Origin of the sequence: Kocuria sp. PD6 (assembly GCF_031844145.1) — a bacterium.
In the GTDB taxonomy this organism is placed as follows: domain Bacteria; phylum Actinomycetota; class Actinomycetes; order Actinomycetales; family Micrococcaceae; genus Kocuria; species Kocuria marina.
Genome location: NZ_JAUZUS010000022.1, coordinates 1 through 11,752, shown reverse-complemented (window position 1 = coordinate 11,752; position 11,752 = coordinate 1). Strand labels below are relative to the sequence as shown.

The following is an 11,752-nucleotide window of genomic DNA, read 5'->3' as shown; positions in this document are numbered from 1 at the left end:
GGTAAAATGCATATAAATATAAACGGAGAATAGGCGGATGGCATTGGCCCTGAAAAAATCAGATTTGTATAGCTCACTTTGGAAGAGTTGCGATGAACTTCGCGGTGGCATGGATGCTTCGCAGTATAAGGATTACATCCTGACGCTTCTGTTCGTAAAGTATGTCTCTGACAAAGCCAAGACAGATCCAGACTCCCTGATCGACGTACCCGCTGGCGGATCCTTTGAAGACATGCTCGCTGCCAAGGGAGATAAGGAGATTGGCGACCGGTTCAACAAGATCATCGCCAAGCTCGCCGAGGCCAACGGTCTGCGGAATGTCATCGACCTGGCTGACTTCAACGACGAGGAGAAGCTTGGCAAGGGCAAGGAGATGCAGGATCGTCTTTCCAAACTTGTCACCATATTTAACGACCTCGACTTCCGTGGTTCTCGCGCCGAAGGTGACGACCTCCTGGGCGACGCCTACGAGTATCTGATGCGCCACTTCGCCACGGAGTCAGGCAAGAGTAAGGGCCAGTTCTACACGCCGGCCGAGGTCTCACGCATCCTCGCCAAGGTGGTTGGTATCGGTCCAAACACTCGCCAGGATCAGACCGTCTACGACCCGGCCTGCGGGTCCGGCTCGCTACTGCTCAAGGCGGCCGCCGAAGCACCGCGTGGCATGACGATTTACGGCCAAGAGAAGGATAATGCCACGTGGGCATTGTCGAAGATGAACATGATCCTCCACGGCAATGAGATTGCCGAAATCGAAAAAGGCGACACGATCACCAACCCGCAGTTTACCAAAGGTGACCATCTGCGGACCTTCGACTACATCGTCATGAACCCACCGTTCTCGGTGAAGTCATGGAACAACGGCCTCGAGAACGACTACAATCGCTTCGAGTACGGCCGCCCGCCGGAGAAGAACGGCGACTACGCCTTCCTTCTGCACGCCCTCACGTCGCTGAAGAGCACCGGTAAGGCGGCGATCATCCTGCCGCATGGTGTTCTATTCCGCGGCAACGCTGAGGCCACGATCCGCACGCGACTGCTAAAGCAGGGCTTCATTAAGGGCGTCATCGGGCTCCCCGCCAATCTCTTTTATGGCACCGGTATCCCCGCCTGCATTGTCGTTCTCGATAAGGAGAACGCAGTTGCTCGCACTGGTGTCTTCATGGTCGACGCGTCCAAGGGATTCAAGAAGGACGGCAACAAGAATCGCCTTCGCAGCCAAGACATCCACAAGGTCGTCGACACGTTTACTAAACAAATCGAGATTCCGCGCTACTCGCGCATGGTGCCGATGAGTGAGATCGCGGACCCGAGGAACGACTACAACCTGAATATCCCGCGCTACATCGATTCTTCGGACCCCGAAGACCTCCAGGATCTTCACGCACACTTACACGGCGGCATCCCGAACGCAGACCTCGACGCCCTGGACGAATACTGGGACGCCTTCCCGCAGCTCCGTAACCAACTCTTCAGGCAAAACCGTCCCGGGTACAGCGACCTGACCATCGATGTCAGTGAGGTGCAGCAGGCCATTCTCGACTCGACCGAGTTTCAGAGGTTTGCCGACGAGGCGAAGGCACTCACCGCCGCCTGGTTCGCCGCCCACCGCGATGCAATTGCCACGATCGACGCCAACACTCGAGCGAACGACCTCATTGTCACCATGGGCGACGACCTGCTCGGCCGGTTCAAGTCCGTACCGCTACTCGACGAGTACGACGTGTACGAGCAACTCATGACCTACTGGCACGACACCATGCACGATGACGTGTTCCTCGTCATGAACGAGGGATGGCTAAATGCCTCGAAGCCCCGCAAGACCATCGAAGACAAAGTGCGCAAGCTTTCGGAGACACCGGACTTGGTAGTCGGTTCAGGCCGCAGCGCCACCAAGTACAAAATGGACCTCCTCCCGCCAGCGCTCCTCGTGGCTTACTACCTAGCCGACGAACAGGTCGAAGTGGACGAGCTCACCGCAGCCGCCGAGGAAGCCACGCGCGCCGTCGAGGAATATGTAGAGGAACACGCCGTCGAGGATGGACTGCTTATTGAGGCTATGGACGAGGACAAGATCTCGAAAGCACTCGCGAGCGCCCGCCTGCGCGTCGCCAAACGCGAAAAGGCAGACCAGGACGAGATTGAGGCGCTCGAACACGTTATAAAGCTCTACGACGAAGACGCGACCGCTAGAAAGGTCGTCAAAGAAGCCCAAGCCGAACTCGACAAAGCAACGCTCGCGAAGTACGGCGACCTGACCGAAGTCGACGTCAAGAACCTCGTGGTTGACCACAAGTGGCAAGCCACGATTGCGAGAAAGGTAGATGCCGAGGTTGAGGCGCTGACGCTGGCTCTTGTCGCACGCATCCACCAGCTCGGGCAGCGCTACGTGGATACTATGGATGACCTGGACACAGAACTCGACAAACTGGAATCCAAAGTCGCAAAGCATCTGGCAAACATGGGGATTCGCGCATGAGTACTGCAACATGGCCCACTCGCCGCCTTGGCGACATCGCCAGCATGGGCAGTGGAGGTACACCATCGAGAACAGTCAGCCGCTACTTTGGCGGCGGCATTCCGTGGGTTTCGATCACGGATATGACAAATAGCGGCAAGTACGTTTCGTCAACCGCGACCACGCTCACCGCCGAAGGCTTGAAATCTAGCGCTGCGAGGTTGTATGCGCCTAATGTTGTCCTTTACGCCATGTACGCATCGCTCGGCGAAGTTTGCGTCGCAGTCGGACGTATCTCTTCGAGTCAGGCGATCCTTGGCATTCAGCCCGGCGCAGAGTTGGATCGCGAGTTTCTCTACTACCACCTAGAGGCGATCAAACCGCGCGTCAAAGAGCTTGGCCAGCAAGGGACCCAAGCGAATTTGAATGCAGGGATGGTCCGGGACTTCAAGGTGCAGCTGCCGCCCATGGCCGAGCAGCGCAAAATTTCGGGTGCGCTTCGAGATGCCGACGACCTGATCGCCACCATCGAACGCCTCATCGCCAAGAAGCAGGCAATCAAGCAGGGGGTGACGCAGCAGCTCCTCACCGGCCGCACTCGCCTACCGGGATTTGACAAACCATGGATAAATAGAAGGCTTGCTGATGTTGGCCAGACTGTGCGCGGCGTTGGCTACAAACCGGATATAGACCTTAGTGCTAGGCGGACGGCAGCCACCGTCGATCTACTCCGGGCAAATAACGTTCAGGATTCATCGCTGAATTTGAGCGATGTTCAGTACGTGCACCGGCGTCGAGTACGCGCCGACCAGTATCTACGCACCGGGGATGTGCTGATCTGCGCCGCCAACGGCAGCAAGCAACTCGTGGGAAAAGCTGCCCCAATCCGAGCCACCGGCTCGATACCACAGACGTTTGGGGCATTCATGATGGTGTACCGCCCGAATACTGGAGCCATTTTGCCGTCGTTCGCGGCACTTCACTTTCAGACGAAGCCCTACCGCGATTGGATTGAGGTTCTTCTTGCTGGATCGAGTATCAACAATTTGCGCCCCGCAGATATCGCTGCTCTCGAGATTCCGTTACCTGAACATGAGGAACAGGTTGCTATCGCCAGTGCTGTAACCGATATGGAAGATGAGATCCACGCTCTGCGCCACCGGCTCACAAAAGCCCACGCCATAAAACAGGGCATGATGCAGCAACTACTCACGGGCCGGATTCGCCTAGCTGCAGAGGTCGCCTCATGAGCGACGTCGGTCAGATCGAGCGCAAGGCTCAAGAGCGCGTCGTCAAGCTATTCCGGGACCAGCTTGATTACGAGTACCTCGGCAATTGGGAGTACCGCGATGGCAACTCGAACATTGAGGGCGACCTGCTGGTGCAGAACCTCAGAGCTCGGGACTACGACGACAACCTGATCACTCGTACTCTCGACCAGCTCGGTAAGGCGGCCTCGGTTGGCGCCGGTCATGACCTGTACGAGGCCAACCGGGATGTCTATCAACTGCTCCGTTACGGCGTGAAGGTCAAGCCTGGCGTTGGCGAGCAGACCGAGACAGTTTGGCTCATCGACTGGGCGAACCCAGATGCTAACCACTTCGTTGTGGTTGAAGAAGTCACAGTCCTTGGCCAGCACACCAAGCGCCCAGACGTGGTGCTGTATGTCAACGGCCTCGCCTTAGCTACGATTGAACTTAAGCGATCGAAGGTGTCCGTCACTGAGGGCATTCGGCAGACCATCGGCAATCAAAAGTCCGAATTTATTCGTTCATTTTTCTCGACGGTGCAGTTCGTGTTCGCAGGCAACGACGTCGAGGGGCTGCGCTATGGAGTAATCGACACACCCGAGAAGTACTGGCTGGAGTGGAAGGAGCCATCAGCGGTCGCCGACCCGATCGACAGAGCTCTCCTGCAACTCTGCGATAAGGGCCGCTTCCTCGAACTAATCCATGACTTTATCGTCTTCGACGCGGGCACCAAGAAGGGTCCGCGCCACAACCAGTACTTCGGCATCAAAGCTGCCCAAGAGCGCATCGCCAAGCGCGAGGGCGGCATCATATGGCACACTCAGGGCTCCGGCAAGAGCCTCACGATGGTCTGGCTGGCCAAATGGATTCGGGAGCACCAAGCCGATGCGCGGGTCCTGCTGATCACTGACCGTACAGAGCTTGATGATCAGATTGAAAAGGTTTTTAACGGCGTCAACGAGCAGATTTACCGAACGTCGAGCGGCGCCGACCTACTGGGCACGCTGAACCAGACACAGGAGTGGCTCATTTGCTCCCTCGTACACAAATTCCGTGGGAGCGACGATGACCAGGCGGTCGACGAAGCTGGCGAAAACTTTATTGCTGAGCTGAACGCTAAGATCCCCAAGGACTTCAAAGCTAAGGGCAATATCTTCGTCTTTGTCGACGAGGCCCACCGCACCCAGTCCGGCAAGATGCACACGGCCATGAAGCAACTCCTACCGGAGGCCATGTTTATCGGCTTCACCGGCACTCCACTTCTGAAGGCCGACAAGGCCACTAGCATCGAAACCTTTGGCTCCTTCATTCACACCTATAAGTTCGACGAGGCCGTCGAGGATGGCGTCGTGCTGGACCTGCGCTACGAGGCTCGCAACATCGATCAGAACCTGACGTCACCCGCACAGGTGGACAAGTGGTTCGAGGTCAAGACCAAGGGCATGACTAACCTCTCCAAGGCCGAGCTCAAGAAGCGCTGGGGCACCATGCAAAAGGTCGTCTCTAGCGAGCCGCGCGCCAAGCAGATCGTCAACGACATCCTGCTCGATATGGCGACGAAGCCGCGCCTGGTGGACGGGCACGGCAACGCCATGCTTGTCGGCTCCAGCATCTACCAGGCCTGCAAGTTCTACGAGCTGTTCTGCAACGCCGGCTTCAAGGGCAAGTGCGCCATCGTGACCAGCTACATGCCCAATGCCAGTGACATCTCGAAGGAAGACTCCGGCGAAGGCAAGACCGAGAGAATCCGTCAGTACGACATCTACCGCAGGATGCTGGCCGACTACTTCGACGAACCAGAAGACACGGCCGTCGGCAAGATCGAGGAATTTGAGAAGGCGGTCAAAAAGCAGTTCATCGAGAACCCCGGCCAGATGCGGCTCCTAATCGTGGTCGACAAGCTGCTCACCGGCTTCGACGCTCCGAGCGCTACGTACCTCTACATCGACAAGAAGATGCGCGACCACGGCCTGTTCCAGGCCATCTGCCGAGTCAACCGTCTCGACGGCGATGACAAGGACTACGGCTACATCATTGACTACCAGGACCTCTTCAACTCGCTCGAGGACGCGATCACTGACTACACCTCGGGTGCTTTGGACGGCTACGAGAAGAAAGACATCGAGGGTCTCCTTAGCGACCGCATCGAGAAGGCGCGCGAAGACCTCGACGACGCTCTTGAGCGCATTCGTGCACTCGTGGAAGCTGTTGCCCCACCGAAGAACACGCTCCAATACCAGCAGTACTTCTGTGCGATGGAGCAAGGTAACGCCGAGCAGCTCAAAGCCAATGAACCAAAGCGCGTCGAACTGTACAAGTCAGTCGCAGGTGTGACGCGAGCCTTCGCGAACCTCACCAACGAGATGACCGAAGCGGGCTACAGCGAGTCTGAGGCGGAAGCAATCAAAAAGGAGATCGCCCACTACGTCGATGTGCGCGCAGAGGTGAAGCTGGGGGCCGGTGAGGACGTCGACTTCAAGCAATACGAAGCCGGCATGCGATTCCTTCTCGACACCTACATCCAAGCCAGCGCCTCTGAAACCGTCTCGAACTTCGAAGACACCGGACTGATCGACCTCATCGTCAAGCTTGGCGCTGGTGCGATCGACAAGCTCCCCGAGGGCATCAAGAAGAGTCCCGAGGCTGTGGCCGAGACGATCACCAACAATATGCGCAAGGTGATCATCGACGAGCGCGCGATGAATCCGAAGTACTACGACCGGATGAGCGAACTGCTTGACGCCATCATCGAGGAGCGACGCCGGCAAGCCATCGACTACCAGGAGTACCTTGCCAAGCTGCTTGAGGCAGCGACACAGCTTGGCACCAAGGAGTCGGACACTGAGTACCCAGATTGGGCTAACAACGGTGCCAAGCGAGCACTCGTCGACTTCTTCCTCCCCGACGAACATCTTGCGATCGAGATTGACACCATCGTCCGGCACACCAAACCCGACGCCTGGGTCGGCAACCCCATCAAGGAGCGCAAGGTCAAGAACGCCATCCGCGCCAACCTCGGTGGCGACTTCGACCAAGCCAAGCTCGATGAACTCTTCGAACTCGTGAAGGCACGCCATGAGTACAGCTAGTGCGTACATGACCGTCCGAGGGATAGACGTCGACGTCATCTATAAGGACATTAAGAACCTCCACATCGGCGTCTACCCGCCGCTCGGCCGCGTGCGCGTTGCGGCACCCAAACGCCTAGACGACAACCAAGTGAGACTCGCCGTCATCCAGCGACTTCCATGGATCAAGCGTCAGCGCGAGCAACTCAAGGCCGCACCGCGACAGACCGAACGAGAGATGGTCACTGGAGAGTCCCACTACGTCTGGGGCCTCCGCCGACGACTGAAAGTCGTCGAGCGACCAGGGCGAACTCACTTCGAAGTCGATGGCGAGCGACTCGTGCTCTATACGCCGAGCAGCGCGACCGCCGAGAAGCGCCGGGTGGCACTCGATCAGTGGTATCGACAGCAACTGCGCGAGTCGATTCCTAGCATCATCGAAACCTGGGAACAGAAGCTCGAAGTGTCGGTACCCCAGTGGACGATCCGACGCATGAAAACCAAATGGGGTTCATGCAACCGCGAAACCCGTCATTTATGGTTCAACGTTGAGCTGGCGAAAAAGCACCCGGATTGCCTGGAGTACATCGTCGTCCATGAGATGACCCATCTATTGGAGCGGAACCACAATGATCGTTTTACTGAACTAATGAGTAGTTATCTCCCAGACTGGCAAGCCCGACGAGACCAACTAAATGCCGCACCACTAGCGGAAGAAAACTGGAGACACGCATGAAAGTAGTCAAGATATCGGTTCACAACTTTAGACTTCTTGAATCTATCGCAATGGAATTAGAGCCTGATGCGACAATGATTGTCGGTCGAAATAACAGCGGCAAAACATCAGTAGTCGAAATTTTCTACAAGTTCCTCGGGACTGATCGTAATATTTTTACGATAGACGATTTTAGCCTTGGTGCACAGCGACAACTGCTTGAGGCCGGGACTAAATGGTTGTCCGCCCAAGATGAAAAGCTACAAGGAAACAACGACTCCGCGCTCGAAATAGAAGATTCGGCATCCAAGGCACTACCCACAATTGAACTGAAAATAGAAATCGAGTACGAAGAGGGTGATCTATTAACCCCTATATCAGGGCTTATCAGAGACCTTGATCCATCGCGGAGAGATGCCGTCATTTCATGCAAACTTCAGCCTAATCGACCTTTGGAATTATTTAAGTCGTTCGAAGCGGCGAAAGCACAAAGGAACGATCTGACCTTGCTCGAATTCGTGCGGCGAAAAATCGACAGCGTTTACTCGATGCTTTTTCAGGCCGTAGATAAACAAGACTCTAGCAACTTCAAAGACATTGATCGAACTCAGGCTCGCAACGCCGTCACAACGGAATTCATCTACGCGCAAAACCACTTCGATGACACGTCTCAAGACTCGAGCAAAGGGCTGTCCAAAGGTTTTGAAGCCTACTACAAGGCCATCAGCGACACCGACCAGTCGGTTGCAACACTCGAAGGCGTACTTGAATCGTTCGCAACCAGACTAGATGGAGAATACCAGACCATTTTCGAAGGTGTCTTTACGGACTTACGTGGCTTTGGAGTAAACACGACTCCACTCGCACACGAGTTGCAAGTCGTATCGCAGTTTGATGCTACAGGCCTCCTATCAGGTAGCACACGCGTCGTATATGCGCACGAAGATGTCGTTCTGCCCGAGTCGCACAACGGACTTGGATACTCCAAGCTAATCTTCATCATTCTTCAATTTGTGGCCTTTTTTGAAGAATATCGAAAACGGACTCCACGGGCGGGTATGCAGATACTCTTCGTTGAAGAACCTGAGGCACATCTCCACCCACAAATGCAAGCCGTGTTCATCAAAAATGTACGAGACTACATACGTTCAAAAGAGGGCTGGAATGTTCAGATCGTAGTAACAACGCACTCTTCGCATATCATCGCTGAAAGCGGGTTCTCATGTATTCGGTACTTGCAAAAATCCGCCAATGGGGCCGAGGTACGAGACTTACGTAAATTTAAGTCCAAACTCGAGACCAAGGCGAGGGTCGCGAAAAAAGAACCAGGTGAAGAAGCTGACGCGGGCATTTCGGACACTACACTGAAATTTCTCGAACAGTACCTCGTACTGCACAGGCGCGACATGTTCTTTGCCGACAAAATAGTCCTCATCGAGGGAACTGCTGAGCGTCTTGCGTTGCCTGCAATGATAAAGAAGGATGCGCCGGAACTTGTCCATCAGTACATTTCGGTAATCGAAGTCGGCGGTGCTTATGCTGTAAAGTTCAAGAGCCTACTTGAATTTCTTGGTGTGCCAACTCTAGTGATCACCGACATTGATTCAGTAGCGCGTACTGGTCGTCACAATAAAGTGCCAGTTAGCACACAAGATGCCATCACAAGTAATACGACGCTGAAAACCTGGCTTCCTGAAAAGCAATCGGTTGCCGAACTTTTGGGTGCCACTGACGATACCAAATCCGCTGAAAACGTTCGCGTAGCCTATCAAATCCCAGAAGGCCCCGGAATGAAATGCGGTCGAAGCTTCGAAGAGTCCTTCATTCTTGCCAACGCCGGAGAACTAAGTAGTACCGAGCAGCATCTTGCTAACATGCACTTGTTTGAAGAGGACGGGGTTCGCATGACATCTGAAAGGATTAGGGATAAATCTTACGAAATCGCAGATCAGATCGACAGCAAGGCTGACTTCGCATTTGACGTAGTTACTTTAGGGGCTTCCACAACACCAAGGTACATCGCAGAGGGGTTGTCATGGTTGACGTCAACGAAATCGTAATTCAGCGGATCGCTGATCGCCAGAGTTTCCTAGTTGACGCAGGTGCCGGAGCCGGTAAAACAACGACCCTTGTCAATGCTCTTACTCGGCTAGTGGCTGACTCTGCCGAGCAGCTTTCGTCCAATGGACAGAGAATCGTATGCATCACCTACACGAACGTAGCAGTTAACGAGATTAAAAGTCGGATAAACAACGATCCGCTCGTGTTAGTTTCCACGATCCACGAATTTTTGTGGTCGCTAATCGAGCCGTTCCAGAGAGAACTGAAGGCTGAAGTGCTGGCACTTGCCGAAGCCTCGGGAAAGCCTGAGAATACTGGAATCGATTTGTCCGACATAAGGATCGAATACTGGCAATATCCTCGCAAGTACGCTCGTGGAAAACTGGGCCATGACGACGTTATAAGTGTTTCGGAGCGACTATTTTCTCGATACCCAAAAATCGGCCAGCTCGTGGCGGACCGATTCCCCATAGTGTTCGTGGACGAGTATCAGGACACAAATCCGAAAACAATTTCCCTTCTACTCGACCATCTAGCAGCAAGTGCAGCTGGCCGAATAGTTGTCGGATTATTCGGAGATCACATGCAGAAAATTTACAACTCAGGTGTTGGGGAGGTCAATCACTCGTCACTTGATAAAATTCAAAAAACTGAAAATTATCGATGCCCCTTGGCCGTAATTTCAATGCTGAATAAGCTTCGACCTGAGTTACAGCAGAACCCTGGCCATGGTAACGCGATTGGAGAAGCGCGCTTTTTCGCTTCAAACGGAGATTCCTCCGATACTTTTCAAAAAGTTTGGCAACATCTTCTTTCAGACGGATGGGAAGAAGAGTCCTCCAAAATCTTGGTGCTGACGAGGAAAGGTATTGCAAGCCAGCAAGCCTGGGATAGACTGCTAGGCGTCTATCAGGCTCGATCATCATTCGGCCCAGATAACTTGATGACTCGAGATAATGAGTTTGGTGACTTATTCACCAATATAGAACTCCTGTGTGCCAGCTACCTGTCCGGTGCATCCGGAAAATTCTTGGACCTGTATGCCGCATCGGGAACCCCCATTGAACACCACTACCAAAAGTCAGCGGTAGCACACTCTATCGATAAGTTGAATGAGTTACGAACAAGCGGTTCTATCGGCGAGGTATTGGATTACGTTTTCACTGAAAAGATACTTCAAAAGCCGAAGCGGCTTCTGTCATTTGAGCAGACACTTGAAAATCCAGTCGACGAAGCCAAAGCGGAAAAGGACCGTGTATTTTTATTGGCACTTCGCGCACTGCCTTACACCCAGGTAATTGCTCTCGAGAGGTACTTAAACAATGAAACTGTATTTTCAACCAAGCATGGCGTGAAAGGCGAACAGTTCGAAAACGTACTTGTCGTCATTGACGACACGTTGTGGAATCAGTACAAATTTGAGAGCGTGCTGGCCGGTGATATAACTAAGTCACAATACCAACGAAGTCTCAATCTGTTGTATGTGGCATGCTCAAGACCCACTCAAAGACTAGCCGTCCTTGCTCAGTCAAACTTGAGTGATAGGGCTCTAGCCGGCGCCGAGCACCTATTCGGACAGGATTTTGTCTTCAGTACTCAAGACCTATAGATGGGCGACGGGGCCCCTGCCCCTTTTCCCTTAATGCCTACGGATTGATGTCAGGTCGATAGCTATCTCCGGTCGTGGACAAAAGGAACTTCCGTGTCGTGTCGTAACTACACCCAACTTGCTTGGCAATGTCTCGGATGATCATGCCCCCAGAGCGCAGCCGCAGCACCTCACGCTCCCTCTCAGTTGTCATGCCGCGTACGCGCGTCTGGACGCCCCGCTGACTGAACAGCCGCAGGATCGAAGAGTGCGAGATGGCATACTCGCGAGCCAAGGCTGTAGTGGTCTCCCCTGCCTTGTACCTGGCAACTATGGCGTCCAGCTGGTCATAGCCAAGGCGCAAATTTAAGGCTCGACGAGACGTCTTTGCTTGGGTGCCGGAACGCTCAGGACAGTCATGCTGGTCAGTGGAGGCTTGAGCCCTTCGCAACGCGTCGACCGCCGGCAAATAGTGGCGGGCAACGCTTGAGTAATCGGGCAGGATCTCGACCACATGAACACCCGGAACCACGAATCGTGGGTCCGGGTGTGGTCAAGCCCCGAGAAGTGGTGTAGCGATCTTTCGTAGGGGTCAGGCAGTGAGGGCGGTCA

General features: G+C 54.3%; 6 protein-coding genes. All 6 read left to right on the top strand.

All coding sequences use genetic code 11. The features are described 5' to 3' along the window. The first annotated feature begins 37 nt into the window (after positions 1 to 37). The 6 genes from Q9R22_RS12945 to Q9R22_RS12920 are packed head-to-tail and all read left to right on the top strand — an operon-like array spanning position 38 to position 11,161. Positions 38 to 2,479, top strand: a complete 2,442-nt coding sequence (locus Q9R22_RS12945; RefSeq protein ID WP_131332355.1) for a type I restriction-modification system subunit M — start codon at positions 38 to 40, stop codon at positions 2,477 to 2,479. Then, positions 2,476 to 3,708: a restriction endonuclease subunit S gene (locus Q9R22_RS12940; RefSeq protein ID WP_131332354.1), complete on the top strand. Its 1,233-nt coding sequence runs from the start codon at positions 2,476 to 2,478 to the stop codon at positions 3,706 to 3,708. Before Q9R22_RS12945 ends, Q9R22_RS12940 begins: the two co-directional genes overlap by 4 nt. Then, entirely contained in the window at positions 3,705 to 6,797 is a 3,093-nt protein-coding gene (locus tag Q9R22_RS12935; RefSeq protein WP_131332353.1) for a type I restriction endonuclease subunit R, read from the top strand. The genes Q9R22_RS12940 and Q9R22_RS12935 overlap by 4 nt, the downstream gene beginning before the upstream one ends. Then, a complete protein-coding gene (locus Q9R22_RS12930; RefSeq protein ID WP_131332352.1) occupies positions 6,784 to 7,512 on the top strand; it encodes a M48 family metallopeptidase in 729 nt (242 codons plus the stop codon). The genes Q9R22_RS12935 and Q9R22_RS12930 overlap by 14 nt, the downstream gene beginning before the upstream one ends. Further along, a complete protein-coding gene (locus Q9R22_RS12925; protein ID WP_311254290.1) occupies positions 7,509 to 9,551 on the top strand; it encodes an AAA family ATPase in 2,043 nt (680 codons plus the stop codon). Before Q9R22_RS12930 ends, Q9R22_RS12925 begins: the two co-directional genes overlap by 4 nt. Then, positions 9,527 to 11,161 (top strand): UvrD-helicase domain-containing protein, encoded by a 1,635-nt coding sequence (locus Q9R22_RS12920; RefSeq protein WP_131332350.1) that lies wholly within the window; start codon positions 9,527 to 9,529, stop codon positions 11,159 to 11,161. Before Q9R22_RS12925 ends, Q9R22_RS12920 begins: the two co-directional genes overlap by 25 nt. Positions 11,162 to 11,752 lie beyond the last annotated feature (591 nt).

Excerpts from the sequence above, each read along its gene's own strand:
- Q9R22_RS12945 (WP_131332355.1), top strand. The coding sequence starts at position 38 with ATGGCATTGGCCCTGAAAAAATCAGATTTGTATAGCTCACTTTGGAAG.
- Q9R22_RS12940 (WP_131332354.1), top strand. The coding sequence starts at position 2,476 with ATGAGTACTGCAACATGGCCCACTCGCCGCCTTGGCGACATCGCCAGC.
- Q9R22_RS12935 (WP_131332353.1), top strand. The coding sequence starts at position 3,705 with ATGAGCGACGTCGGTCAGATCGAGCGCAAGGCTCAAGAGCGCGTCGTC.
- Q9R22_RS12930 (WP_131332352.1), top strand. The coding sequence starts at position 6,784 with ATGAGTACAGCTAGTGCGTACATGACCGTCCGAGGGATAGACGTCGAC.
- Q9R22_RS12925 (WP_311254290.1), top strand. The coding sequence starts at position 7,509 with ATGAAAGTAGTCAAGATATCGGTTCACAACTTTAGACTTCTTGAATCT.
- Q9R22_RS12920 (WP_131332350.1), top strand. The coding sequence starts at position 9,527 with ATGGTTGACGTCAACGAAATCGTAATTCAGCGGATCGCTGATCGCCAG.